Source organism: Pectobacterium hainanensis, assembly GCF_046237015.1.
GTDB lineage: Bacteria > Pseudomonadota > Gammaproteobacteria > Enterobacterales > Enterobacteriaceae > JBJYIN01.
In genome coordinates this window covers 82,536-108,645 of the sequence record NZ_JBJYIN010000009.1, presented here as the reverse complement: position 1 = coordinate 108,645, position 26,110 = coordinate 82,536, and the positions used below count along the sequence as shown (strand labels likewise).

Here is a 26,110-nt window from a genome sequence, read left to right as displayed (position 1 = left end):
TAGTTAGCTACCTTCAACCACGCGGTTGCTGGATTTCAACCGCGCGACTTCATCTCCAGGTGTCGCGCCAAAATAGCGTTTAAATTCACGACTGAATTGGGATGTACTTTCGTACCCGACACGAATGGCAGCCGTTCCCGCCTTCAGGCCATCATTCAACATCATTAAGCGCGCTTTATGTAATCGATAGGATTTTAGATACTGCAACGGTGATGTATTGGTTACCGCTTTAAAATTATGGTGGAACGCAGATACGCTCATATTGACCTCCGTCGCCAGCAACTCAACATTCAGGTTATCCGCATATTGGTTTTCTATTCGACGTAGCGACTTTGCAATTTGACTAAAATGCGTATGCCGATTCACCAGTGCCTGTAACGCCGCACCACGCTCACCACATAGCATATGATAAAGGATCTCTCTGACGATATGCGGCCCAAGCACTCGTGCATCACGAGGGTTCGCCATTGCATCCAGGAGACGTTCGACGGCGCACAGCACATCATCCGTTAACGACACACTGTTCACGCCACTGGAATCAGAGCAAGGCCTCAGCACACTGTCATCATCCCCGATATCGATGAGCAAATCTTGCAGCATCTGCATATCAATACGAATAGAAAGGCCAATCAAGGGCTGTTCAGCACTCGCAATCGTTTCACATTCAAAAGGCAGGGGGACTGTCATTAACAGGTAGTTTTCCGGGTTGTACTGAAATGTTTTCCCCCCCAAATAACCGATTTTTTGTCCCTGAAGAATAATCACAATCATTGGGTCATACATCACCGGCGAACGTGGATGGGGCTCACCCGCATAAAGAATTTTAACGTGCGGAATCGGTGATTGCGTCACCCAATTTCCCGATGAATAGCGCATCGCTTGTTTCACCATCCGCGCATGCGGGCCACTAACAGACATACTCTCACCTCTTCTAAAGACTAAAGATAAAATGACATAGAAAGCGACTTTTATCATCATTTTCTATTGATTCCTGTAGAAATAGGCAATAACCAAACAGGAATGAGCATTGCGCATCGGCGACGAATTGATAACCTTTACAAAGCATATTGCACTAACGTTTTGCCCTCTCATCAAGGTGTTACACAGGATAAATAACCCATGCTAAATTTTACACTTCATACCCCAACGAAAATTTTATTCGGTGAAGGTCAAATCGCTGAATTAAGTAAAGAAATTCCAGCTGATGCACGCATTCTCATCACGTACGGCGGTGGTAGCGTAAAACGCAACGGCGTACTGGATCAGGTCTATCAGGCTCTGAACGGGCGGCAGGTTCTTGAATTTTCGGGTATTGAACCGAACCCGACGTACGAAACCCTTATGAAAGCCGTTGATATGGTTCGTGCGGAAAACATTGATTTTCTGCTGGCGGTAGGAGGAGGTTCGGTCGTCGATGGCACCAAATTTATCGCCGCCGCTGCTGGCTATAAAGCGGCGCAAGATCCGTGGCATATTCTGGAAACCACAGGGGCCCACATCGATAACGGCATTGCGATGGGTGCCGTATTAACGCTGCCAGCGACAGGTTCCGAATCCAATAGCGGTGCCGTGATTACACGCCACAGCACTGGCGACAAGCAGCACTTCTTCTCTCCGCATGTTCAACCTCTGTTTGCAGTACTCGACCCCGTGGTCACCTATACGCTACCGGCACGACAAATCGCCAATGGCGTCGTGGACGCTTTCGTTCATACCATTGAGCAATACCTGACTTATCCAGTCGACGCCAAAGTACAGGATCGCTTTGCTGAAGGTTTATTACTGACGCTGATTGAAGAAGGCCCGCGTGCATTATCCGAACCACAAAACTATAACGTTCGAGCGAATGTCATGTGGAGTGCGACGATGGCGCTGAATGGCCTGATTGGCGCAGGCGTGCCGCAGGATTGGGCAACGCATATGCTAGGCCATGAACTGACCGCGATGCACGGTCTCGACCATGCTCAAACGCTGGCGATTGTCCTGCCTGCCATGCTGACGGCGAAAAAATCACAAAAACGCGCGAAATTATTGCAGTATGCAGAACGCATCTGGAATTTACGGGATGGTAGCGACGATCAGCGCATTGATCATGCCATCGCCGCGACGCGTGATTTCTTCGAAAAAATGGGAGTGCCTACCCATATGTCCGACTACCAATTGGACGGTAGCACAATCCCAGCCATGGTTGCCAAGTTGAAGGAACATGGCATGACCGCTTTGGGAGAACATCAGGATATTACCTTGAGTGATAGCCAGAGGATTTACGAAGCGGCACGCTAATGCACTTTCAAAAACAGTGTAGAACCTTTGGCGAATTTTTCGACTAGAATGAAACGACATGCCTGTTGTTGCGAGAAGATGATTGTTGCGGGAGGACATCGTTGCAAGCAGACAATTGCCGTAAAAAGACAATTGTTGCGAGAAGACGATACCGCATCGGATTTTGATGGTCGCAGCAACGGGCCGCCAACTCCCGTTAAACCCCAAATATTATACTGATTAACGGTTGAAAAAGGAGAATGACATGACGCAACCCAAGATTAAACTGGCTGATGGTAATATCATGCCCCAGTTGGGCCTCGGTGTATGGCGGGCAAGCAATGAAGAAACCGTCGCGGCCGTTACTGAAGCCTTAAACACCGGTTATCGCGCCATTGATACCGCCGCAATTTACAAGAACGAAGAAGGCGTCGGTCAAGCATTGCAAGATGCAGATCTTCCGCGTGATGCATTGTTCATTACGACTAAACTCTGGAATAGCGATCAAAAAGACCCGCAGAAAGCGCTGGAAGAGAGCCTGCGCAAACTGCAATTGGATTACGTGGATTTGTATCTAATCCACTGGCCGCTACCACACCAGGACACCTATGTGGACGCCTGGCGCGGATTAATCAAGCTACAGGAACAAGGGCTGGTTAAAAGTATTGGCGTCAGTAACTTCCATCCGCATCATTTACAGCGCCTGAAAGATGAGACTGGTGTTCTTCCTGTCATTAACCAGGTTGAATTACACCCCTTGTTACAACAGCGTCAACTCCATGTCTGGAACGTTAACCACCATATTCAAACCGAATCCTGGAGCCCGCTGGCGCAAGGCGGTGAGGGCATCTTCGATCAACCCATTATTCGTAAATTGGCAACCAAGTACGATAAAACGCCCGCGCAAATTGTTATCCGCTGGCACCTGGACAATGGGCTAGTCGTCATTCCAAAATCCGTGACGCCTTCACGCATCCGGGAAAACTTTGACGTCTTCGATTTTAGATTGGATAAGGATGAACTGGGAGAGATCGCGACGCTCGATAGCGGTAAACGTCTTGGCCCCGATCCGGACCTCCCCAGAAACGATTAATTTTCCTGTCTCACTGGCAAACGACCCCGTTTGCCAGTTTACTCCACAGACGCTAATCGTTCTGTCACTTGAAACTCATAGACATCACTGCGGCAATACATTTCACCGTACTCCAACAGATCGCCATGTAAGTCATAAGTATGCTGACGAGTTAACAAAACAGGCGTATCTGGTGGAATGTGCAAATGTTCGGCAACCTCTGCCGGACAAGCCAACGCTTTTAAACGATAGCGTTTTTTTTCCGGATAGATATTCCGGGTTGCCCAGTATTGATAGAGTGAGTGATCCAGTTGCTCTGGCTCCGGCAGTAAGGTCAGCGGGATCCATTCTATTTCAAACGATACCGGGTCCCCGTTCATTAAGTGCACACGCCGCAACCGGGTGACAAGCGTGTCTTTCGGCAAAGACATCTCAGTGGCGATTGATTCAGGCAATTTCTTTCGCTCTCGTTCCAGCCAACGTTCGCCTGTTGTTTCCTCCTGCCGCAGGATCAATGGGATAAACCCTGCTTCATCGGGATCTGACCAATCATCCAAGTGCTGGCTGATTCGAGTACCGACGCCTTGCTGACGAACAATCAGCCCTTTTTTTTCCAGCAATGACATCGAACGCGAAATCGTCACGCGAGATAAACCAAGCTGTTGTGCAATCAATCTTTCAGCTGGTAAAAACTGCCCGGACAGCGCCTTACGTCACGCAATGCCCGTTTCAAGAAGTAAAGCAAGCTGCATATAACGGGGTGTTGATGAGGGTTCTCCCAACTTATCCCGTAGCCAAAGAAGTAGTTTCTGCATCGTGCAGCCTTTTATTGTTTCTATACCACTTTCAGCATACGCAATTGTTAACCACAAGTGTTGGCACAAATGAGCGTGTAGAACAATAATCGCCAGGACTTAGATTGGTATCATAAAGGAGTTAAATTGGACTTGCCTCATTCGTTTGATTTTCGTACAATACATTCAGTTGTGCCAACACCAGGATCGGGGATCAAATAAACGATCCCAACGCGTTATTTTGGCGACGCCGATTGTCAGCTCGTAACGCGATGAAGATGTACGAATACAAAAGAAAAAGGGAGAGGGCTGCATAAGAACGCAGCCTATGTATAGATCACTGAAGTTAAAACGGGTGGACTATCAAATCGATGGCTGTACGATAAGCTGCCCGGCCGAGCCACGATCGGCCATTTCCAACGTCTGGCTGTAATACAAAAATGGGAAGGCCGATGATGAGGGTTGCATGAAATAAACCAGCAGCTCAACGTCGTTATCAACCCAGACCGTATCCTTCCAGCCACTATCCTCGACAGGAACCGCACCACCATTCATGCTACGCACCAGGAATTTCACACCCTGAATATGGAACGACTGTGGCGTGTCGGCATGAATTACCCAGCGCTCACAACGACCAAACTGCGTTTGCACATCCATCCGGGTCATATCCCACATCGCGCCATTAATGCCCGGTAAGCTGTCACCTAGACGAAATTCACGTGTACGACTAATGCTGCCTTCAATAATGTTATCGGCCAGTAATCGCATCGGCAGATTATCCGTGACCAATGGTAATAGCCCGGTTGGTTTTAGCGTTAAAATCTGCGTCGAAATCAGAATACTGGAGGGTTCAAACAGACCGCGAAGACGATCCATGATCCCCGCTGATTCACCCGCCGTCAGTGTCACTTCTCCCCCTTCCGACATATTAACCAAAATCTCCCGACGCTCACCTGGCGCAAGCGAGATCTGATTAATGGCCATCGGCGCAGGTAAAAGCCCTTGATCGCTGGCGATAACATGCATCGGGCGTCCATCACTCAGGCGGATCACATAACGACGGGCATTCGATGCGTTCAATAATCTCAAACGCACCCAGCCACGCGAAACTTCCACAAAGGGATTCTGAACGCCATTCACTAACAGCGTGTCTCCCACAAATCCGCCGTTTGCCGGAGGGCTATAGATCGGCACACCAAAATTATCCAGACGCTTGTCCTGAATAATCAGCGGAAAGTCATCAACGCCATAATGATTAGGAAGCGGAAGCGATTTGTTGATACTGTCTTCAACCAGCCACAGCCCCACCAATCCATTATAGATATGGGGCGCCATGCGATTAGGCGTATTAGCGTGATACCAGCAAGTAGCAGAGGGTTGTCGAATCGGCAGGACGGGTGACCAATCCATCCCCGGCGAAATAATGCGTGCAGCGCCCCCCATTAGAGAACCGGGCACTTGTAAACCGCCAATTGTCATCGCCACAGGTTCATTCAGCCGATTACTATAAATCAGCTTGACGTCATCCCCGTCAAATACGCGCACGGTTGGCCCCAGATACCGACCATTAATTCCCCAGACTGAGGTTTTACGATCGCCAGCAAAGGCCCAGTGTGTTCGTTGCATCGTCAGAAACAGAGGCTGCCCCCGACGCGACTCCAGTAACGGCGGAATAGGTAATGCGCCGGGGGTTTCCTTCACTTTCGCCATCGCTGGCGTCATACCCGCACACAACGCAAGACCCGATGCCTGAATAAACTGACGTCGGCTGAGTGACATAATTACCCCGTAAATCTGTTAACCGTTTGCAAAGTTTAGCTTCCGTATCAACGTACGGAAGCAATAACGACTGAGTTTTAATTCACGTTAATTCGAATATACCCGTCATATTCAAATCGCTTGTGTGTTGGCTACCCGGCTCATCATGGACCTTGCCCTAAAGCGTCAACGCATAGACTTGTTCAAAACGCCACGTTTCATCACACAACTCGAATATTTTGGGTATAAAGATTATTTTTTCTCTGTAGCTTCACGAGCCGCAACTTCCGCATCCAACTGCGCCAGTTTGGCAGCCATGAGTTCATGACAATGCGCCGCCAGTTCACGGACCTGTTCTTTGTTATAAGCACGTGTATCAACAGGCGGCAGCATTTCCACAATAACGTGGCCGTTGTTCCAGCGGTTCAATTTCACCTTGTTGCTGGTGGTTGAAACACAAATCGGCACGATCGGAACTTCCGCACTAATCGCAGCATGGAACGCGCCGGTTTTAAACGGCAATAAACCACGCCCACGGCTACGTGTGCCTTCCGGAAACATCCAGATAGAAATATTGCGTTCTTTAATATGCTTCACAACCTGAGCGATAGTGCCATGCGCTTTAGCCCGGTTTTCTCTGTCGATCAGCAAGTTACCGGTCAACCAGTAAAGCGGACCGAAAAACGGGATCCACAACAGGCTTTTTTTCCCGACCGTTACCGTGCGTGGCTGAACCGCATTCGATGCGGTCACCATATCGTAATTGTTTTGATGATTAGCGATATAGATACAGTTGCCGTAATGCGCGGCCTCTTGCGGTATACGTAGCTCAACTTTTAAACCAAATACCACTGACAGCCGGCCAAAAGCACGGCCAAACGTCGACACATGACTTGGATTTTTCGGGCTGAACAGGCAGTAGATAGAGCCAAAGATGCAAATCAGGATCGAAAAGACGATCACAATAATGAAACGAAGAATGAATAACATAACAACCTCATTAGCCAACAGCCGCCGCTAGTATAGCGATTTCGCTATAAAAAACACGGTGATTCCTTTTACAACAGAGTGGCACTCTGGTAATCAGATCATGTCTGGAAGGATCAAACTGGCCGGGACGAAGATGCGCAGCGCATGATTCCGTCCCGACATTGATGACTTATTCTTCGCTATCACCACGGCTCACCGACTTCGGCGCATCCACATCAATACGATCGATACGCTGCAAACCACGCAGCAGAGTCCCCTTGCGGCCTCGCTCAGACTGGTATTTCTGTAGTTCATTGGGACGAAGGACCAACTTGCGCTTACCAAAGAACAACGTTACCGATGCCTGAGGCGGCAACAACAACAGCCAGGACAGACGATCTTTACCACTGGAAAAATCAGCAGACGAAATGGATACGATCTTATTACCTTTGCCTTTCGACAATTGTGGTAAATCAGAGACAGGGAATAACAGCATTCTGCCAGCGGCCGTAATCGCCATCAGCATGCTGTCATTGTCGGTTATTTCGATTGGCGTCAAGGCTTTTGCATTATCAGGTAGAGTGATAATTGCTTTACCCGCGCGGTTACGCGCGACCAAATCGTTAAACGTACAAACAAACCCGTATCCAGCATCCGATGCCATCAACAGCGGCTGCTCGTCGGCCGCCATCAGCACCTGCTCAATCGTCGCGCCCGGCGGCGGCGTCAATTTACCCGTTAACGGTTCGCCCTGACCACGCGCAGACGGGAGGGTAAGAGGATCCAACGCATAGCTACGTCCGGTTGAATCGATAAAGACAACCGGCTGGTTCGTTTTCCCTTTGGCCGCTGCCCTGAAGCTATCGCCCGCTTTATAACTCAATCCGGCAGGATCAATATCATGCCCTTTGGCGCTACGCACCCATCCCATTTCCGACAGAACAATCGTAACCGGTTCGGAAGGCACAAAATCGTGTTCGCTCATGGCCTTCGCTTCGCTGCGCTCATGCAATGGTGAACGACGATCGTCGCCATACGCCTGAGCATCAGCCTGAATTTCTTTTTTCAACAGGTTACTGAGTTTGCGTTCTGACGCCAACAGCGCCTGGAGCTGATCGCGCTCTTTCGCCAAATCATCCTGCTCGCCCCGGATTTTCATCTCCTCCAGTTTGGCTAAATGACGTAATTTCAGCTCCAAAATGGCTTCGGCCTGCGTTTCACTCAGGCTGAACTGCCGCATCAGTACCGGTTTCGGTTCATCCTCGGTACGGATAATATGGATCACTTCATCAATATTCAGAAACGCGACCAGCAAGCCCTCGAGAATATGCAGGCGCTTGAGCACTTTTTCCAGACGATAGTTCAGGCGGCGGCGAACCGTGTCACGGCGGAATACCAGCCACTCACTCAGGATATCGACCAGCCCTTTCACACCAGGACGCCCATCCAGACCGATCATATTCATATTGATACGATAGCTTTTTTCCAGATCGGTGGTCGCGAACAGGTGATTCATGACCTGTTCAAGATCGATACGATTTGAGCGAGGAACCAGCACCAGACGGGTTGGGTTCTCGTGATCGGACTCATCACGCAAGTCTTCAACCATTGGCAGTTTCTTGGCACGCATCTGGCTGGCTATCTGTTCCAGCACTTTGGCCCCGGAAACCTGATGAGGCAGTGCCGTAATCACCACCTCACCGTCTTCTTTTTTCCAGATAGCACGCATCCGCACCGAACCGCGTCCATTCTGATAAATTTTGCGCAATTCATCACGCGGCGTAATGATCTCGGCTTCCGTTGGAAAATCCGGTCCCTGAACATGCGCTAACAGATCGTCCAGAGAGGCGCTCGGTTTATCAATCAGCGCCACCGCAGCGGCGGCGACTTCACGGATATTATGCGGCGGAATATCGGTCGCCATACCGACAGCGATCCCGGTCGTCCCATTCAGCAAAATATTTGGCAGGCGAGCAGGCAACATTTTCGGCTCTTGCATTGTGCCGTCAAAATTCGGCACATAGTCAACCGTTCCCTGCCCCAATTCCCCAAGCAGCACTTCAGCGTATTTGGAGAGACGCGATTCAGTATAACGCATGGCCGCGAACGATTTCGGATCGTCCGGCGCACCCCAGTTTCCTTGACCATCCACCAGCGGATAACGATATGAAAATGGCTGAGCCATTAACACCATCGCTTCATAGCAGGCGCTGTCGCCGTGCGGATGGTATTTCCCCAGTACGTCACCCACGGTACGGGCGGATTTTTTAAACTTAGCACTGGCGTTCAGGCCCAGTTCCGACATGGCGTACACGATACGGCGCTGTACGGGTTTCAGACCATCGCCGATAAACGGCAATGCCCTGTCCATGATGACGTACATGGAATAATTTAAATACGCATTTTCAGTAAAGGTATGCAGCGCAAGGCTCTCTGCACCGTCATGAGTCATCTCACTCATTTATCTCATTTTCCTCACATCGCGGCGCGATAACTACGCTTCCCGACACGTTATACGGCGGTATATTCGGCGAGAATAGTACCTTATCTGACGATACGATGTCACAGAGAACAGGGCGTTACGAAAGATAGTGCTCTGATCCACCACGTGTAAACGCCTGCTAATAGCACAATAAAAACGGCCGCATCATATGACATCGCGGCCGTTTTTATACTCAGTCACTCGGGTTAGACTTCAATTTCCGCTCTGTCGCCCTTTTCTTGTAACCAGTTACGACGATCTTCCGAGCGTTTTTTCGCTAACAACATATCCATCATTGCCATCGTCTGATCGATATCATCATCATTAATCGTCAACTGCACCAAGCGACGTGTATTCGGATCCAGCGTGGTTTCGCGTAGCTGTAATGGGTTCATCTCACCCAACCCTTTAAAACGCTGTACATTAGGTTTGCCTTTCTTGCGCTTAAGTTGCTCCAGCACACCCGCTTTTTCTTCTTCATCCAGCGCGTAATAAACTTCTTTACCCAGATCAATACGGTACAGTGGCGGCATCGCCACATAGACATGTCCGCCTTTCACTACCGCACGGAAATGACGGACAAACAATGCACACAGCAATGTCGCGATATGTAAACCATCAGAATCCGCATCCGCCAGAATGCAGATCTTACCGTAGCGCAGTTGGCTGAGATCGTCGCTGTCAGGATCGATACCGATCGCCACGGAGATATCATGAACCTCCTGCGACGCCAGCACTTCGTCTGAAGAGACTTCCCAGGTATTCAGGATCTTACCCTTAAGCGGCATGATCGCCTGAAACTCACGCTCCCGCGCTTGTTTCGCCGATCCCCCTGCTGAATCCCCTTCCACCAGGAATAATTCTGTACGATTTAAATCTTGCGAAGTGCAATCCGCCAATTTGCCAGGCAACGCCGGGCCGCTAGTCAGCTTTTTGCGCACGACTTTCTTGGCGGCGCGCATACGACGCTGAGCGCTGGCAATGGCCAGCTCGGCGAGTTGCTCTGCGGCTTGTACGTTCTGATTCAGCCACAGGCTGAATGCATCTTTCACGACGCCAGACACAAACGCCGCACATTGTCGCGAGGAGAGGCGTTCCTTCGTTTGACCGGCGAACTGCGGATCCTGCATTTTTACCGATAACACGTAAGCGCAGCGCTCCCAGATATCGTCGGCGCTCAGTTTCACACCACGCGGCAAAATATTGCGGAATTCACAAAATTCACGCATGGCATCGAGCAACCCCTGACGTAGCCCATTAACGTGCGTCCCGCCCATCGGCGTTGGAATCAGGTTAACGTAGCTTTCCGTCAGTAATTCTCCCCCTTCCGGTAGCCACAACAGCGCCCAGTCCACAGCTTCTGTCTCGCCAGAGATCGCACCAAGAAACGGTTTTTCCGGCAGCGTCGTCAGACCATTTACCGCTTCACACAGATAGTCATTCAGGCCATCCAGATAGCACCAGCGCTGTTCCGTACCGTTAACCTTGTCCTTGAACACGATCTCTACACCAGGACACAAGACGGCTTTGGCTTTGAGTAGATGAGTTAACCGGGTAACGGAAAAGCGCGGGCTATCAAAAAATGTCGCGTCCGGCCAAAAATGCACCCGCGTACCGGTATTCCGACGACCACAGGTTCCCGTGACCGTCAATTCCTGTACCTTGTCTCCGTTTTCAAACGCCATATCGTAGACTTGTCCGTCACGGCGAACCGTCACTTCGACGCGAGAAGATAAGGCGTTAACCACAGAGATCCCCACGCCATGCAAGCCGCCAGAGAACTGATAGTTTTTGTTGGAGAACTTACCGCCAGCATGTAGCCGGCATAGAATTAACTCAACGGCCGGCACACCTTCTTCAGGGTGGATATCCACGGGCATACCACGACCATCATCAATCACTTCCAATGATTGATCATCGTGTAAAATCACATCGATACGGCGTGCATGTCCCGCCAATGCCTCATCGACACTGTTATCGATGACCTCTTGCCCCAAATGATTAGGGCGCGTGGTATCGGTATACATTCCCGGACGACGGCGCACCGGTTCCAGTCCGCTGAGTACTTCAATCGCATCAGCGTTATAGCTTGATTGAGTCATGTTTCGAATGCGTTCTTTATTTTAAAGGGATTGTTTTCAATGAAATAAGCGGCGTTCAGTCTGTCGTGAGGCCCAGAAAACTGACTATAGGTGCAAAAAAATGCTCAAATCCGACAAAAGCGTGGTTGCCACCCGATTCCACCGTTTGACGACAGGCTGTGTAATAGGTAACGGCCTGACGATAGTCCAACACCTCATCTCCCGTCTGGAGCAGCAGCCAGAGCAAATCAGGCGATTCCAGCGGCTCAATTTGCATCACTTTCAAATCGTAAACGTGGCGTGACTCTAGCACATATTGTTCGCCCGTGTAGGGATTCTGATATTCCCCCAGATGGTCGAGCAACAACTCAAACGGCCTGACCGCCGGATTCACCACGACGGCAGGTATGGTAAAACATTGAGATAGCCAGGTCGCATAATAACCACCGAGAGAAGAACCAACAATACCGAGCGGACGCCCTGCCCGAGCCATCACAATCGCTTCCATCATTTCAGCGGCTTGTGCCGGATAAGGCGGCAGTTGAGGGATCAGCATATCAATTTCAGGATGCTGCGCTGCCAGCCAATGCTTCAGCGCGGTTGCTTTTGCCGAATGAGGAGTACTATTGAAGCCATGGAGATAAAGTAAGGTTGGCATTAATAACCATCCGAATCCATATCCGGCAGGAATTCACTCCCCGACAAGCGGCACACTTCGGTTTCAAGGCGACCGTCAGGCAATAAGTCCAGATAACGCCAGCCTGGCGCAACATCATCAATGGTGAAATTAGTACAGTGCGGTTTAAATTGTACGCAGGTTGACGGCGTTGCCAGCAGACGGCGACCATGCCAGTCAAAATCCATTTCCTGATGGATATGCCCGCACAACACCGTATTCACCTGAGGATAACGGTTCAACACCGCCGCCAGGTTGTGCGCATTACGCAGGCTATGCTGATCAAGCCAGGTACAGCCAGACGGTGACGGATGATGATGCAATAAAAGCAACGTAAAACGATGAGGTTGGCTTTTCAGGCAGCGTTCAAGCCACTCAAGTTGATAATCGCTTAATTCGCCATGCGGCACACCAAAAACCTGACTATCCAGCAGGATGATTTGCCACGTATCACCCACCAACACATGTTTGGAAGGCGCAATGCCCGCTTCAGCCAACGCATCGACCATCGCAGGCTGGAAATCATGGTTGCCCGGCAACCATACGCAAGGTGCAGATAATTGCCGGATACCACGCGAGAAATGATGATAGGCCGTCAGAGAATGATCCTGAGCCAAATCACCGGTCGCAACGATCAAATCAAACGCTTTTTGCTGAGCCTGTATTGCATTCAACACCGCGTGATAACTACGATAGGTGTTAACACCTAGCAACGTTTCATGCTCGCCGGCAAAAAGGTGGGTATCCGTTATTTGTAAAATCCTGATTCTGGCGCCATTCGCCACAGGAAGTGTCAACAGGCTTTCCAAATGGTGTCCTTGGTTACTTAATTCTGTCTAACAAACCGGAATCGACATCGAACCATACGCCAAACAATATTTTAGCCAATCAGCAAGAAACTGATTAATCTGATGCTTTTCGTCACGTTGATGTAACTTATTATTCGGATAATCATAACGCGCTTTGAAACGGAAGATCTGCTGACTGGCACACACTTCCGCAACCAGAGCATCATGATATAGCCTGACCGTCATCATTGGCAGACTCCAATAGCTTACCGCAGGTGCGGTTTGCTTGATCTCAACCAATGAGGTGTAGCGGGTAGATTCAAGGATGGTTAAACGATAAACCGCATGATTTACGTGATAAACCGCCATTTCACCGACTTCGTCAACACGAGGCAGCAAACGCCGCAATTGCATGAAATTCGTTTCGCACAGCCTCATCATTGCCGGGAAATCCGGAGTATAACGCTTCATAAACTCAACCTACCCATGCGTCTCTCAGTTTCTCATAGTGCAACGCTAACCATTGCAGGGCAATGACAGACGCCGCGTTATCAATAATCCCATCTTCTACCCACTGATAGCTTTGCTCGCGACTCACGACATGTACGCGAATATCTTCGTTCTCTTCTGCCAGACCATGAATACCCTTTGCCGTCCGGGTATCTACTTCGCCGACCATCACAGCCAAGCGTTCACTTGTCCCACCAGGGCTCGCCAAATAGCTGATTATCGGCTGGCAATGCCCCACCGTTAATCCCGCTTCCTCAAGTGCTTCACGCCGGGCGACCTCTTCCAGACTTTCGCCCGGTTCGATCATGCCTGCTACCAGCTCAAACAGCCAAGGAGACGCGCTAGTGTCGTAGGCGGCGATACGAATCTGTTCAATCAAAACCACTTCATCCCGCACAGGATCATAGGGTAACAGGACAACGGCATGACCTCGTTCAAATATTTCACGGCTGATTTCACCGCTCATCTCGCCATTAAACAGGCGGTGACGAAAACGATAGCGCTCCAATGAAAAAAAGCCGTCATATAATTTTTCACGTGTAATAATTTCTACATCATCTTTCGTGAAAGTCACTGGTCCTGATACGGAAGACCCCATAGCTAAACTCCTGTAACGAATATCGATGGAATCCGGTATTGTATGGCGCAAACTCCTATCATTATACTCATCGTTGTTTTTGACAGACCCGTTTATGGTAGATTTATGTACACTCAGCCTTTATTTCCACCAAGGCTGATGATAACGGCGAACCAGATCGGCCGCATTATCCTGTAAAACAGACAAATTCCGTACCGCTCTGGCTCAAAGCACCAATCACATCAGCCGGTTCGGACAACGACCATCATAAAGATGGCACGTTCAGCTACCTTATCCTATTGGCAGATTCTGATAGAATCGACAATTATTGGTCTATATGTAGCGCTACCATAGTGACATTGCTGCACAACAAGGAATGCAAATGAAGAAATTGCTCCCTCTTCTTATCGGTCTGAGCCTGGGCGGCTTTAGTGTCATGGGCCAGGCAGAAAATCTGTTACAGGTTTATCAGCAAGCCAAAAACACCAATCCAGATTTACGTAGTGCCGCAGCCGTTCGTGATGCTGCCTTTGAAAAAATCAATGAAGCGCGTAGTCCGCTATTGCCACAATTGGGATTAGGTGCTGATTATACGTATAACAATGGTTATCGTGACAACAAAGGCGTCAACAGCGATGTTAAAAGCGCTTCGCTACAGTTGACCCAAACGCTATTTGATATGTCTAAATGGCGTGCATTGACCTTGCAGGAAAAACAAGCGGGCATTGAGGATGTCACCTATCAAACCGCTCAGCAAAATCTGATTCTGAACACGGCGACCGCTTATTTTAACGTTCTGCGCGCCATTGACTCGCTGTCATACATTAATGCGCAGAAACAGGCGATCTACCGCCAGTTAGATCAAACCACACAACGTTTCAACGTCGGCCTGGTCGCCATTACTGACGTACAAAACGCTCGAGCACAATACGACAGCGTGCTGGCGAATGAAGTTTTGGCACGAAATACGTTAGATAATGCGCTGGAATCACTGCGTCAGGTAACCGGAAATTTCTACCCACAGTTAGCCGGACTGAACATTACGCGCTTTTCGACTCAAAAGCCGGAAGTGGTTAACAATCTGCTGAAAGAAGCAGAGAACCGTAATCTTAGCTTGTTATCCGCACGTTTGAGTCAGGATCTGGCTCGCGAGCAAATCCGTTCAGCACAAACTGGTTACATGCCTACATTGGATCTGACTGCATCAACAGGCGTGAGCGATACCCGCTATTCAGGTTCTCAAACACACAACAACAGCCAGCTCAGAGACAGTGACGCAGGCCAAAACAAAGTTGGTATCAATTTCACTTTACCGCTTTATAGCGGTGGGGCGACTAATTCTCAGGTAAAACAGGCTCAACACAGTTTTGTCAGTGCCAGTGAATTGCTGGAGAGTGCGCACCGCGCCGTGATTCAGACCGTACGCTCATCGTTTAATAACATTTCTGCCTCGATTAGCAGCATCAACGCCTACAAACAGGCCGAAGTCTCTGCGCAAAGTTCATTAGATGCCATGGAAGCTGGCTATCAGGTAGGAACCCGTACCATCGTTGACGTATTGGATGCGACGACCACGTTGTACAATGCCAAACAGCAACTTTCCAGCGCACGTTATGATTATTTGATCAATCAGCTAAACATTAAATCGGCACTGGGTACACTCAATGAAAGCGATCTGCAAACATTGAATGCCGCGTTGGGTCAAATGGTGTCCACAACCCCGTTGGTATCAGACAACGAGAGCGGTGCGCCACTCGCCAATACGGCGGCAGCGGCTCAGCGTTAATACGTCGTTCTGGCTGAAAGAATAGGGGAACATCGCGTTCCCCTTTATCGTAAAGCCAATAAAGCGAAACACAGCACAACTGAATGTATAGCAACGTAAAGAGCCGTTAAGTTAGCCTTATTGGCGCTTTAAATTCCATCAACCTTCCCCTATTCTTAGCCCACTCGTTAGCGATTAGGCATGATGCCTTTTTATCTGGGATTAACACGATGAAACGTACCAAAGATATTAATCAGGAAACTTTCCGTAAGGGATGGAGAACCTATCGCCTGGCACCCGTTGCATTAGCCGTCAGCGCCGTCTTTGTATTGGCTGGTTGTGAACAAACGGATGAAACCGTCTCTCTCTACCAGAATGCGGACGATTGTTCAGCCGCCAACCCATCGATGAGCGCACAGTGCACCACCGCCTACAACAATGCGTTGAAAGAAGCAGAAAAGACAGCACCAAAATACGCGACAAAAGAAGATTGCGTAGCAGAATTTGGCGAAGCACAGTGCATACAGAGCCAGGCACCAGCACAGGCTGGGATGGCCGCAGAACCACAACAGAGCGGTAGTTCCTGGATGCCACTGATGGCTGGCTATATGATGGGCCGCATGATGAGCGGCGGTGCAGGTTTTGCTCAGCAACCGCTGTTTACCTCAAAATCACCGACCAGCCCGGCAAACGGCAAATTTGTGGACGCTACCGGTAAGAACTACGGTAATGCAACCACAGGGCGTTCTATCAATGTTCCGAGAACCGCATTGGCGCCGAAACCAGCCACGACGTCAACCGTGACACGCGGTGGGTTCGGCGAAACCGTCGCTAAACAGACCAGCATGCAACGCAGCAGCGCCAGTTCAAGTTCCAGCTCTTCCCGTAGCATGGGTGGCTGAGGACGTATTTGATGAAACGGATAGCTATTCAAGAACGTCCTGACTGGCGAGAAAAGGCGACTGAGTTCGGTTTTCGCTTCCATACCATGTACGGCGAGCCCTACTGGAGTGAAGAAGCGTATTACCAGTTCACACTCGCCCAAATCGAAGAACTGGAAGATACAACTGCCGAATTGCATCAGATGAGCTTGCAGGTCGTGGATAAAGTAGTCAACAGTGAGTCGTTGCTGACTAAATTTCGCATCCCCAAGCACACATGGGATTTTGTCAGGACATCATGGCGCACGAATCAACCATCACTTTATTCTCGTCTCGATCTCGCTTACGACGGTCAGACACCCGCCAAGCTTCTGGAAAATAATGCTGATACGCCGACATCGCTGTATGAATCCGCGTTTTTCCAATGGCTGTGGCTGGAAGATCAAATTAAATCAAGGTTATTGCCGCAAACAGCCGATCAGTACAACAGCATTCAGGAAAAGCTGATCGAACGTTTCGAAGATCTGAAACTGAACCATGGCTTTGGCTTGGTACATTTTGCCTGCTGTCAGGATACGGAAGAAGATCGCGGTACGGTGCAATACCTCCAGGATTGTGCGCTGGAAGCCGGACTACCCAGTGAATTTCTATACATGGAAGAGATTGGCCTTGGGGAAAAAGGTCAATTCACCGACCTGGAAAATCAGGTTATCAGTAACCTGTTCAAGCTGTACCCATGGGAATTCATGCTGCGTGAAATCTTTTCCACTAAGTTGGAAGATGCCGGTGTCCGCTGGTTAGAACCTGCCTGGAAGAGCATTATCTCCAATAAAGCGTTACTGCCTATGTTGTGGGAAATGTTCCCCAATCACCCTAACCTGCTTCCTGCCTATTTTGCCGAAGACAACCACCCTGCAATGGAAAACTACGTCATCAAGCCGCTGTTTTCACGTGAAGGGGCAAACATCCAAATCATCGAGAACGGCAAAGAGATTGCATCAGCCGACGGCCCGTATGGTGAAGAAGGCATGATCATCCAGCAGTATCATCCCCTACCGAAATTTGGTGACAGCTATACGCTGATTGGTAGCTGGTTGGTTAACGATCAGCCTTGCGGTATCGGCCTGCGAGAAGATCGCGCCCTGATCACTCAGGATCTCTCGCGTTTCTATCCCCATATTATTCTTGATTAAACGCAATCCGCGGGCAGTATTCGGTGCTACCTGCGGATTCTCCTGTACATCCTTTCATATAAAAATCAATTGCCTTTATCTAACGCGCTAATAAAATTAGCTCCCGATAAAAGAGTCGGCTTATTTTAAATTGGAAGGACGAGTAAAAGGACATGATGAAAAAAGCATTGTTAACAGCACTACTTTTTTGTTCCGCTACCCATTTATATGCAGCAGAACCGGTATCAGATAAATCCCCCAAAACCTCTCTGACGCAAGAAATCACGGATGAAGAAGCCGAGTTAAAAACGCTAAGAGCCAAAGCTGAACAGGGTGATGCAGAAGCACAGAAACAGCTTACGCGAAAACTTCTTCGTAGCAGCTGGCCACTTTATCGCTCTGAAGGGATTGAACGGTTAAAAGTCGAGGCCGACGCTAACGATGCTTCCGCCCAATTCTTACTTGCCAAAGCCTATTTAAATCAACGCAATGGCGACAATTACGCTCCTGAATCCGGTTTAACTTATCTGACAAAATCGGCAAAATCGGGCTTCGCACCCGCACAACTCCTGCTATCCGTTGTTCTTGCGAAACATACCGAACTTCCAAGAGATTATGCACAATCCGCAGAATGGGCGAAAAAAGTGCTGGATAATCCTCAGGCGAATGAAAAATTAAAAAGCGGTGCAAACAAAATGCTGGTCTTCATCAAAGATGAGCAAAAGAAAAAGTAAACGCACGTATTTGATGGCAAACTTTCCCACTATCACCGTCATTTCCGCGTAGGCAGGCATTTTTATTCAGGTAACATATTGATATAGGAAAGATTATTACCTTCGCAAGCGTGATAGGCTTAGGTTCGCTATGACGAACCGCTACGCTGCCATTTGTCTGAAAGGGGACCTTGCTAGATCCCCTCTCAGGGTCAATTTTATCCCACCTGCACCGACAACATGCTCAATGAGCCCATTTCGATACCATCAACCGGAATGCTAATCGCCTCTTCACCATCCCAACTGCCCAGAATATACAACAGTGGCAAATAATGGTCCGGCGTCGGGTTCGATAATGCCGCCCCAGGATGCTGCATAAAATTCACCAGAGGATGATCGTCCCCGTGGAACGCCAGATTATCACGTACAAATTGATTGAATGAGGTCGCCCACGGATAAGGCTCAGCGTTGCCATCCCATTTCACCATACGTAGGTTATGTACCACATTACCACTGGCAACAATCATCATCCCTTCATCCCGCAACACCGCCAATTTACGTCCAAGCTCGTAGTGGTATGCCGCAGGCTGGGTTCCATCCACACTGAGTTGAACCACCGGAATATCCGCGCTGGGATACATCTTTATCAGCACCCCCCAGGAGCCATGATCCAACCCCCATTGGTCGTGATCGGCAGTAACAGGGTAAGGCGCCAGCACCTGCTGAATTTTCTCGGCAAGCGCGGGTGAACCAGGGGCCGGATACTCGGTATCAAACAACGCCTGTGGGAAACCGCCGAAATCATGGATAGTTCGCGGTTTTTCCATGGCTGTCACCGCAGTACCACGGGTGTACCAATGCGCTGACACGGCAACAATAGCTTTGGGTCGTGGCAAAGACTCACCCAACGTTTGCCATGCTTGTGTATAAGGGTTGTTCTCCAACACGTTCATCGGGCTACCATGGCCGAGGAACAGTGCGGGCATCCGGGAAGTGTTGTTCATAAGAATATCCTCAAAGAAAAGTTGGCATTATGCCGTAGCACGTTATAGCGCTACTTTACTCGTTTTGTGTCGTAGAAAAAGTCAGAGATCTGTGATGAAGAGATTCAATAAATTTGAAGGGGTAATGATACGCAAAAACCCCGCCTAAGCGGGGTTTCATAATAAAGGGAGTTGACCGTTAAGCCGGGTTCTGTCGTGGACAGTCATTCATCTAGGCCAGCAATCGCTCACTGGCTCAAGCAGCCTACCCGGGTTCAGTACGGGCCGTACCATGTGAACCCCTATTTGGCCTTGCTCCGGGTGGAGTTTACCGTGCCACGAACTGTTGCCAGCCGCGCGGTGCGCTCTTACCGCACCCTTTCACCCTTACCTGATCCCACTTACGTGGGCCATCGGCGGTTTGCTCTCTGTTGCACTAGTCGTAGGCTTGCGCCTCCCAGGCGTTACCTGGCACCCTGCCCTATGGAGCCCGGACTTTCCTCCCCTCCACCTGTCTCCCCCGAAAGGGACGGCAGTGAAGCGGCGACTGTCTGGTCAACTCCGGCGCGGATAATAGGGCAATTTGCCCTACTTGTCATCCTCAGATTCATCACCAATGCTGTCTTGTTCTAGCGCATAGCGATAAAGCGCATTTTTTTTCACTCCGTGAATCTCCGCCGCCAACGCCGCCGCCTTTTTCAATGGCAACTCGGTTTGCAGCAAAGATAGCGTATGTAATGCGGCAGCCGGTAAGGCATTCTCATCTGCGTGATACCCCTCGACAATCAGCACCATTTCGCCCTTACGACGATTGTCATCTTCCTTTACCCAAGCCAGCAACTCGCCTACGGGGGCACCTTGGATAGACTCCCAGGTTTTCGTGATTTCACGTGCCAATACCACGTAGCGTTCTGGTCCCATCACGTCGACCATATCCTGTAAGCTATCAATCAACCGATGTGTAGATTCGTAGAAAATCAGGGTTCTAGACTCTTCCATCAGCTCGCGTAACACATCTTTTCGCGCTTTAGTCTTTGCGGGCAGAAAACCCTCATAGCAAAAACGATCTGAAGGAAGCCCCGCCGCTGACAATGCCGTAATGGCTGCACAGGCTCCCGGTAGCGGCACCACACGTATTCCCGCTTCGCGGCAACGCCTTACCAGATGGTAGCCAGGATCGTTAATCAGTGGCGTACCCGCATCAGAAACCAACGCGATACTTTGTCCAGACTGCAATTTAGTAAGCAATGTGTCTGCTTTCTGTTGTTCATTGTGATCGTGTAATGCGAACAGTCGCGCATTAATGGCAAAATGTTGTAACAGCAGTCCGGTATGTCGAGTATCCTCAGCGGCAATCAAATCAACACGTTGTAGCACTGCTAGCGCACGCTGAGTAATATCACCCAGATTACCGATCGGCGTAGGGACAATGTAGAGGGTCGATGCAGAAATGTCTGCTTGTTGGTCTTGATTCATTGTTTCATCCGAGTTGCCGATTTAATATTGAGCATCTTTAAAAAAAATCACTGGATACAGTATGCTTCCCTTTCATTTCGTCCGTACCCAGACAGGGCGTATTATCCCTGTTTTGTTAGCGGCACTGTTTCTCGCAGGCTGTCCAAGTCAGGCTCCGCAAAGTCCGTCATCCGAAGTTCAGGGCAAGGCTGATGCGTCATCTGATTATTACCTGCAACAGATGCAGCAGAGCAGCGATAATAACAAGGCTGACTGGCAATTACTTGCGATTCGTTCTTTGATGCAGGAAGGCAAAGTGCCACAGGCTAGCCAGCAGTTTAGCTCGTTACCTGAAAAATTGAGCGATGCCCAAACACAAGAACGGCAACTACTCAGTGCCGAACTGTCTGCCGCCCAGAATCATGTCGATGCAACCAATACGGCATTAGGTCAGTTGGATATTAACGCGCTTAGTGAACAACAGAAGCAACGCTATTATCAGGCGCAAATCAATGCTAATCAGGCTCGCCCATCCATCACATTGCTACGTGCTTATATCGCTCAGGAACCGTTACTGCAAGGTCAGGAACACCAGTCAAATCTCGATCAAACCTGGCTGGCACTGACGCAAATAAATCAGCAAGAATCGGGTGCATTACTGATTAATGCCAATGAAAATACGCTGGCAGGCTGGGTGGAATTACTGAATACCTATCAAAATAGCCGTCAGTCACCTGACCAGCTCAAAGCCGCGATTCAAGATTGGCAAACTCGCTATCCGCATCATCCTGCCACGAAAACATTACCAGCACAGTTAAATCAGGTTCTGAATTTCCAGCAAACCGCGGTTAATAGCATTGCGCTGCTCCTGCCGTTGAACGGTCAGGCCCAGGTGTTTGCCAACGCCATTCAACAAGGCTTCAATGCCGCTAAAAGTGGGCAAGCAACGCTGACCACCTCAGCATCCGCCGTCCAACCTTCTACTGAGGCTCAGGCAGGAACCGTTAGTCAGGACGCCACAACGACGGATAGTCCAGCGGCATCCTCACAACCAGAGTACAGTTCAGACATCGCATCAGCCGCCAACCCAGCATCGGTCGAACCGATGACACCGACTAATCTGGCGAGCACGCTACCGGTAAAAGTCTATGACACTTCTTCACAGCCTTTAGCAAATATCCTGACTCAGGCGCAGCAGGATGGCGCTTCACTCATCATTGGACCGCTACTGAAAAATGAAGTAGATCAACTATCTAATAGCCAGTCTTCAATCAATATTCTGGCGCTTAACCAGCCAGAACAAGTACAAAATAGCCCGAACATTTGCTATTTCGCATTATCGCCTGAAGATGAGGCTCGAGACGCAGCGAAATTCATTCATCAACAGGGTAAACAACAGCCGTTGCTCTTGGTGCCACGCGGTAATCTAGGCGATCGTATCGTCAATGCGTTTGCCCAGGCATGGACACAACAAGGTGGCGGTGGCCTGTTGCAGCAACGTTTTGGTAGCACGTCTGAACTCAAGCAGGCGATAAATAGCGGAGCAGGGTTAAGTCTCAGCGGTCAACCGGTCAATGCAATGCCAACGCAGGCACAACCGAGTACAACCGTTGCGGGTTTAACCATTCCGGCACAAGTACAACCAACGGTGAGCTCATCCATCAGCGGCAATATTGATGCGGTCTATATCATCGCGACACCCGATGAGCTTTCACTCATCAAGCCCATGATCGACATGCGCACAACATCTCGTTCACGACCAGCGTTATATGCCAGTTCCCGTAGTTTTCAGGCTGGTAGCGGCCCCGATTTCCGGCTTGAAATGGAAGGGCTACAGTTCAGCGATATCCCACTGTTGACCGGAGCCAATCCCGCACTCATGCAGCAGGTTAGCAGCCAGTTTAGAAATGACTACTCGCTCGTTCGTCTCTACGCCATGGGAATGGATGCCTGGACCCTTGCCAGCCACTTTGGTGAAATGCGCCAGATCCCAGGGCATCAGATTGCCGGGGCCACCGGGTTGCTAAGCTCAACTCAGGATTGCGCGATTAATCGTCAACTGACCTGGCTGCAATATCGTCAGGGACAACTGGTGCCAGCATCCTGAACCGCAGAGCGGCAGGTGCCCACTATGAACAACTGGCCCGGCGCTATCTTGAACGCGCCGGTTTACACTTCATCGCAGCAAATGCTACGTTTCGCGGCGGTGAAATCGATTTAATCATGCGCGACCAGCAAACCTGGGTGTTTGTGGAAGTGCGATACCGATGCAATGCCGACTTTGGGGGCGCCGCAGCCAGTGTCACTCGCCGTAAACAGCAACGGTTGCTCCATGCCGCTTCGGTCTGGCTCGCTCGACAGAATGCCAGTTTTGATACGGTAGACTGTCGTTTTGATGTGCTGGCAATGACTGGCGATCAATTTGTCTGGCTCCCTAACGCTTTTAACGCGCAAGGGTAAGCCGCGCAAAACCTTTCATCAATGACGAGCATTGAAGCAAAGATCGAAGGTGATACAAAAATGGGTATCGACACTTTGCTCAACCAGGTATCCGTAAACGATGAACAAGAGTGGTATGGATTCTTCATTCATGGATTTTAATTAGAGTAGGTTAATTCAACGTGCTGGATAGAATAAAAGTTTGTTTTACCGAGAGCATTCAAACTCAGATTGCTGCGGCAGAAGCCTTGCCAGATGCTATTTCTCGTGGCGCTACCGCACTGGTGCAATGCCTGCTGAATGGCAACAAAATCCTGTGCTGCGGTAACGGGACATCAGCCGCTAATTCACAGCATTTTGCTGCCAGCATGATCAACCGCTTTGAAGCCGAGCGCCCCAGTTTACCGGCCATTGCACTTAACGCAGATAATGTGGTCTTAACTGCAATAGCTAACGATCGGCTACATGAGGAGGTCTACGCTAAACAAGTTCGAGCGCTAGGACAAACTGGCGATGTATTACTGGCAATATCGACTCGAGGGAATAGCCGAGACATCGTCAAAGCCGTAGAAGCGGCGGTAACCAGAGACATGACGATTATCGCACTCACCGGTTACGATGGCGGGGAGCTCGCGGGGTTACTTGGCCCGCAGGATGTGGAAATACGCATTCCTTCTCACCGCAGCGCCCGCATTCAGGAAATGCACATGTTGACCGTTAACTGTCTGTGCGATTTGATTGATAACACGCTTTTTCCACACCAGAACGATTGATTAAGGAGCACTACATGAGGATAAGTTTTGCATTTGCCGTGCTGTCTATCGCCCTGTTGCTACAAGGCTGTATCGGGGTTGTTGCGGTCGGTAGTGCCGTCGCGACAAAAACGGTAACCGATCCGCGAACCGTCGGCACTCAGGTTGACGATGGTACATTGGAAGTTCGCGTAGCGAATGCAATCGGCAAAGATGAACAGTTGAAAAAGGATGCGCGTATTATTGCAACTGCTTATCAGGGGAAAGTGCTGCTGACAGGACAAGCGCCCAATACAGAGCTAGCTAATCGAGCTAAGCAAATTGCGCTTGGCGTAGATGGTGCGACCGAAGTCTATAACGAGATTCGTCAAGGTACGCCAGTTTCGATGGGAACGGCATCGATGGATACCTGGATCACAACCAAGGTTCGTTCCCAACTTCTGGCAAGCGATACCGTTAAATCGTCCAATGTGAAAGTCACCACCGAGAACGGCGAAGTCTTTCTGCTGGGTCTCGTGACGCAGCGTGAAGGGAGATCAGCCGCAGAGACTGCCAGCAAAATCAGCGGGGTGAAACACGTCACAACCGCTTTCACCTACCTGCAATAACCTTTTTTACACATGACCTTGTGCCGTCCCTGTCATAATAGACAGGGACGCGTACCTCATTGAGAATTCATTATCCAGCCGACGACAATAACCAGATAGCGCGACGCGTTTCCGCGCTGATAATCCCCCTTTCATTTTCCTGACTGCCATCATTCTCTCCCGACAACAACGCACCAAATCCGGCCTGCTTCATTTGGGCAAGGTATCGTGTCGTTTTCAACTCACGTTCCATCTGCAACAGCAGTGGTATCAAACGGCTACTCTGTCGATCCATCGTCTTATGCGGCCAAGGTTTATTCTCATCCAGGTAAGGGGCCATGAAATCTAACGCTTTCAGCAGGCTACTACCTCGTGCTGTTCGATATTGCCAAAGATTCTCATCTACCCGAGAAGCCAATATGGCCATATAGGTGACCGCCTGAAGATTAAAGTAGCTATAGTGAAAGGAGCGAGTCCTCGCCAGCTCTTCCGGTTGTGAACCATCAGGCATCAATTGATGATCCAATTTTTGCTTCAGTAATTCAGACATAGACTTCACTACATCGTTTTTACCCAGATACCAGGCAACACCCGCAACTTGTACCGTATACCAACTACCATGGTTGTTTTTCGCCGCCGCCTCTTTTTTCCCTAACTCACTAAATTGCAACCAATGCAGATAATCAGTCATCCATAGCTGCATACGCTGTTCATCGCGTTGAGTCCAACCCGATGCGCTACGCAACATAATCAGTGAATCAACAAGGCGGGTAGCAAAATAGCGGCCATCCAGCACGCCAGCCCCTCTTCCTGACGCAATGCCAGGCACACCTTGCGCATAATTCAGATTAGGGTTCATTCGAGTGGCAGGATCGAGAAACCAGGTACGGACCATTGAAATCGCCTTATCGGCATAGGCCTGATTATCTGAAAAATACCATGCCAGCACCAATACTTGAACTTGAGAGGTAAACGTTGCCAACCGGATACCATCACTCTGCTCATCCTTACTAGCCGGGTTAACATCGCCATCACGTCGAACCCAAGGCAAACCATCAGCTTTACTGGGATCGGGCCACCAGTAAGCGCTGAGGCTCAAATAATCATGCCGGGAACCACTTGGCGGCATTGATTTCTTTTCGATCACTGTCGGATTAGGGATATTCAATACGCGATCGGCTCGAGACAACAATTGGCGATAAGCCAGACGAGTCTGAGGTTTCTCCACACGCGTCTGCAACTGTTGTTTAGTGGAAGAAAGCGGGGAAGATGGCAGAAAGGCATAGAAATGGGGGGCTTCAGTTACCGCATTAACGGCGGGAGTGTTTCCCCATAGCAACACGACAAAAAATAATAAATGACTCAACCGCATAGCATCCTCTTCGCCAGAAGGC

23 protein-coding genes and 1 other RNA gene are annotated in these 26,110 nt (G+C 49.7%); 10 read left to right on the top strand and 14 right to left on the bottom strand.

The features are described from left to right. Window positions 1-3: 3 nt before the first annotated feature. Window positions 4-918, bottom strand: coding sequence for an AraC family transcriptional regulator (locus tag ACKPVM_RS11235; protein ID WP_409309128.1), 915 nt, complete (start codon window positions 916-918; stop codon window positions 4-6). A 201-nt stretch (window positions 919-1,119) separates the two neighbouring features. Between ACKPVM_RS11235 and yqhD the strand changes: the two genes are divergently transcribed. Together yqhD and dkgA are read left to right on the top strand one after the other, a co-directional pair. Then, on the top strand, window positions 1,120-2,283 hold the full coding sequence (yqhD, locus tag ACKPVM_RS11230) for an alcohol dehydrogenase (protein ID WP_409309127.1): 1,164 nt from the start codon (window positions 1,120-1,122) through the stop codon (window positions 2,281-2,283). 244 nt (window positions 2,284-2,527) lie between these two features. Next, window positions 2,528-3,355: a 2,5-didehydrogluconate reductase DkgA gene (dkgA, locus tag ACKPVM_RS11225; RefSeq protein ID WP_409309126.1), complete on the top strand. Its 828-nt coding sequence runs from the start codon at window positions 2,528-2,530 to the stop codon at window positions 3,353-3,355. 38 nt (window positions 3,356-3,393) lie between these two features. Here dkgA and ACKPVM_RS11220 read toward each other — a convergent pair whose 3' ends face one another. The 9 genes from ACKPVM_RS11220 to nudF all read right to left on the bottom strand — a co-directional run bounded on the left by ACKPVM_RS11220 (window position 3,394) and on the right by nudF (window position 13,990). Next, entirely contained in the window at window positions 3,394-4,038 is a 645-nt protein-coding gene (locus tag ACKPVM_RS11220; RefSeq protein ID WP_409309208.1) for a GntR family transcriptional regulator, read from the bottom strand. Window positions 4,039-4,491: 453 nt separating this feature from the next. Further along, window positions 4,492-5,907 (bottom strand): cell division protein FtsP, encoded by a 1,416-nt coding sequence (ftsP, locus tag ACKPVM_RS11215; RefSeq protein WP_409309125.1) that lies wholly within the window; start codon window positions 5,905-5,907, stop codon window positions 4,492-4,494. A 231-nt stretch (window positions 5,908-6,138) separates the two neighbouring features. Then, entirely contained in the window at window positions 6,139-6,876 is a 738-nt protein-coding gene (locus ACKPVM_RS11210; protein WP_409309124.1) for a 1-acylglycerol-3-phosphate O-acyltransferase, read from the bottom strand. A gap of 169 nt (window positions 6,877-7,045) precedes the next feature. Next, entirely contained in the window at window positions 7,046-9,316 is a 2,271-nt protein-coding gene (gene parC / locus ACKPVM_RS11205) for a DNA topoisomerase IV subunit A (protein ID WP_409309123.1), read from the bottom strand. A 227-nt stretch (window positions 9,317-9,543) separates the two neighbouring features. Further along, window positions 9,544-11,439: a DNA topoisomerase IV subunit B gene (gene parE / locus ACKPVM_RS11200; protein ID WP_409309122.1), complete on the bottom strand. Its 1,896-nt coding sequence runs from the start codon at window positions 11,437-11,439 to the stop codon at window positions 9,544-9,546. 55 nt (window positions 11,440-11,494) lie between these two features. Further along, on the bottom strand, window positions 11,495-12,076 hold the full coding sequence (yqiA, locus tag ACKPVM_RS11195; RefSeq protein WP_409309121.1) for an esterase YqiA: 582 nt from the start codon (window positions 12,074-12,076) through the stop codon (window positions 11,495-11,497). Next, a complete protein-coding gene (cpdA, locus tag ACKPVM_RS11190) occupies window positions 12,076-12,903 on the bottom strand; it encodes a 3',5'-cyclic-AMP phosphodiesterase (protein WP_409309120.1) in 828 nt (275 codons plus the stop codon). The genes yqiA and cpdA overlap by 1 nt, the downstream gene beginning before the upstream one ends. 27 nt (window positions 12,904-12,930) lie before the next feature. Then, on the bottom strand, window positions 12,931-13,353 hold the full coding sequence (locus ACKPVM_RS11185) for a DUF1249 family protein (protein ID WP_409309119.1): 423 nt from the start codon (window positions 13,351-13,353) through the stop codon (window positions 12,931-12,933). 4 nt (window positions 13,354-13,357) lie between these two features. Continuing rightward, on the bottom strand, window positions 13,358-13,990 hold the full coding sequence (gene nudF, locus ACKPVM_RS11180; RefSeq protein ID WP_409309118.1) for an ADP-ribose diphosphatase: 633 nt from the start codon (window positions 13,988-13,990) through the stop codon (window positions 13,358-13,360). A 361-nt stretch (window positions 13,991-14,351) separates the two neighbouring features. Between nudF and tolC the strand changes: the two genes are divergently transcribed. The 4 genes from tolC (at window position 14,352) to ACKPVM_RS11160 (ending at window position 18,521) form a co-directional block, all read left to right on the top strand. Next, a complete protein-coding gene (gene tolC, locus ACKPVM_RS11175; RefSeq protein ID WP_409309117.1) occupies window positions 14,352-15,755 on the top strand; it encodes an outer membrane channel protein TolC in 1,404 nt (467 codons plus the stop codon). Window positions 15,756-15,964: 209 nt separating this feature from the next. Beyond that, window positions 15,965-16,636, top strand: a complete 672-nt coding sequence (locus ACKPVM_RS11170) for a DUF1190 family protein (protein ID WP_409309116.1) — start codon at window positions 15,965-15,967, stop codon at window positions 16,634-16,636. 11 nt (window positions 16,637-16,647) lie between these two features. Beyond that, window positions 16,648-17,808 (top strand): glutathionylspermidine synthase family protein, encoded by a 1,161-nt coding sequence (locus ACKPVM_RS11165; RefSeq protein ID WP_409309115.1) that lies wholly within the window; start codon window positions 16,648-16,650, stop codon window positions 17,806-17,808. Between the two features lie 152 nt (window positions 17,809-17,960). Further along, the gene (locus tag ACKPVM_RS11160; protein ID WP_409309114.1) at window positions 17,961-18,521 is read left to right on the top strand and encodes an SEL1-like repeat protein; all 561 of its coding nucleotides are present in this window, start codon (window positions 17,961-17,963) and stop codon (window positions 18,519-18,521) included. A 197-nt stretch (window positions 18,522-18,718) separates the two neighbouring features. On the opposite strand, the gene ygiD is transcribed toward ACKPVM_RS11160, so the two are convergent. The 3 genes from ygiD to rsmI form a co-directional block, all read right to left on the bottom strand. Then, window positions 18,719-19,504: a 4,5-DOPA-extradiol-dioxygenase gene (gene ygiD, locus ACKPVM_RS11155; protein WP_409309113.1), complete on the bottom strand. Its 786-nt coding sequence runs from the start codon at window positions 19,502-19,504 to the stop codon at window positions 18,719-18,721. A 163-nt stretch (window positions 19,505-19,667) separates the two neighbouring features. Then, window positions 19,668-20,046: RNase P RNA component class A (gene rnpB / locus ACKPVM_RS11150), an RNA gene on the bottom strand. A 25-nt stretch (window positions 20,047-20,071) separates the two neighbouring features. Then, window positions 20,072-20,959: a 16S rRNA (cytidine(1402)-2'-O)-methyltransferase gene (gene rsmI / locus ACKPVM_RS11145; protein ID WP_409309112.1), complete on the bottom strand. Its 888-nt coding sequence runs from the start codon at window positions 20,957-20,959 to the stop codon at window positions 20,072-20,074. A gap of 61 nt (window positions 20,960-21,020) precedes the next feature. Here rsmI and ACKPVM_RS11140 point away from each other — a divergent pair, with 61 nt between their 5' ends. The 4 genes from ACKPVM_RS11140 to dolP all read left to right on the top strand — a co-directional run bounded on the left by ACKPVM_RS11140 (window position 21,021) and on the right by dolP (window position 24,737). Continuing rightward, on the top strand, window positions 21,021-23,045 hold the full coding sequence (locus ACKPVM_RS11140) for a penicillin-binding protein activator (RefSeq protein WP_409309111.1): 2,025 nt from the start codon (window positions 21,021-21,023) through the stop codon (window positions 23,043-23,045). Further along, complete coding sequence (locus ACKPVM_RS11135) at window positions 23,042-23,398, top strand: YraN family protein (protein ID WP_409309207.1); 357 nt, start codon at window positions 23,042-23,044, stop codon at window positions 23,396-23,398. The genes ACKPVM_RS11140 and ACKPVM_RS11135 overlap by 4 nt, the downstream gene beginning before the upstream one ends. A gap of 161 nt (window positions 23,399-23,559) precedes the next feature. Then, a complete protein-coding gene (gene diaA / locus ACKPVM_RS11130; protein WP_409309110.1) occupies window positions 23,560-24,150 on the top strand; it encodes a DnaA initiator-associating protein DiaA in 591 nt (196 codons plus the stop codon). Between the two features lie 14 nt (window positions 24,151-24,164). Further along, window positions 24,165-24,737, top strand: a complete 573-nt coding sequence (gene dolP, locus ACKPVM_RS11125; RefSeq protein ID WP_409309109.1) for a division/outer membrane stress-associated lipid-binding lipoprotein — start codon at window positions 24,165-24,167, stop codon at window positions 24,735-24,737. 70 nt (window positions 24,738-24,807) lie between these two features. Here dolP and ACKPVM_RS11120 read toward each other — a convergent pair whose 3' ends face one another. Further along, entirely contained in the window at window positions 24,808-26,088 is a 1,281-nt protein-coding gene (locus ACKPVM_RS11120; RefSeq protein WP_409309108.1) for an alginate lyase family protein, read from the bottom strand. Window positions 26,089-26,110: the final 22 nt, after the last annotated feature.

Coding starts and splice junctions, on each gene's coding strand:
- ACKPVM_RS11235 (WP_409309128.1), bottom strand. CDS start 918: ATGTCTGTTAGTGGCCCGCATGCGCGGATGGTGAAACAAGCGATGCGC.
- yqhD (WP_409309127.1), top strand. CDS start 1,120: ATGCTAAATTTTACACTTCATACCCCAACGAAAATTTTATTCGGTGAA.
- dkgA (WP_409309126.1), top strand. CDS start 2,528: ATGACGCAACCCAAGATTAAACTGGCTGATGGTAATATCATGCCCCAG.
- ftsP (WP_409309125.1), bottom strand. CDS start 5,907: ATGTCACTCAGCCGACGTCAGTTTATTCAGGCATCGGGTCTTGCGTTG.
- ACKPVM_RS11210 (WP_409309124.1), bottom strand. CDS start 6,876: ATGTTATTCATTCTTCGTTTCATTATTGTGATCGTCTTTTCGATCCTG.
- parC (WP_409309123.1), bottom strand. CDS start 9,316: ATGAGTGAGATGACTCATGACGGTGCAGAGAGCCTTGCGCTGCATACC.
- parE (WP_409309122.1), bottom strand. CDS start 11,439: ATGACTCAATCAAGCTATAACGCTGATGCGATTGAAGTACTCAGCGGA.
- yqiA (WP_409309121.1), bottom strand. CDS start 12,076: ATGCCAACCTTACTTTATCTCCATGGCTTCAATAGTACTCCTCATTCG.
- ACKPVM_RS11185 (WP_409309119.1), bottom strand. CDS start 13,353: ATGAAGCGTTATACTCCGGATTTCCCGGCAATGATGAGGCTGTGCGAA.
- nudF (WP_409309118.1), bottom strand. CDS start 13,990: ATGGGGTCTTCCGTATCAGGACCAGTGACTTTCACGAAAGATGATGTA.
- tolC (WP_409309117.1), top strand. CDS start 14,352: ATGAAGAAATTGCTCCCTCTTCTTATCGGTCTGAGCCTGGGCGGCTTT.
- ACKPVM_RS11170 (WP_409309116.1), top strand. CDS start 15,965: ATGAAACGTACCAAAGATATTAATCAGGAAACTTTCCGTAAGGGATGG.
- ACKPVM_RS11165 (WP_409309115.1), top strand. CDS start 16,648: ATGAAACGGATAGCTATTCAAGAACGTCCTGACTGGCGAGAAAAGGCG.
- ACKPVM_RS11160 (WP_409309114.1), top strand. CDS start 17,961: ATGATGAAAAAAGCATTGTTAACAGCACTACTTTTTTGTTCCGCTACC.
- ygiD (WP_409309113.1), bottom strand. CDS start 19,504: ATGAACAACACTTCCCGGATGCCCGCACTGTTCCTCGGCCATGGTAGC.
- rsmI (WP_409309112.1), bottom strand. CDS start 20,959: ATGAATCAAGACCAACAAGCAGACATTTCTGCATCGACCCTCTACATT.
- ACKPVM_RS11140 (WP_409309111.1), top strand. CDS start 21,021: ATGCTTCCCTTTCATTTCGTCCGTACCCAGACAGGGCGTATTATCCCT.
- dolP (WP_409309109.1), top strand. CDS start 24,165: ATGAGGATAAGTTTTGCATTTGCCGTGCTGTCTATCGCCCTGTTGCTA.
- ACKPVM_RS11120 (WP_409309108.1), bottom strand. CDS start 26,088: ATGCGGTTGAGTCATTTATTATTTTTTGTCGTGTTGCTATGGGGAAAC.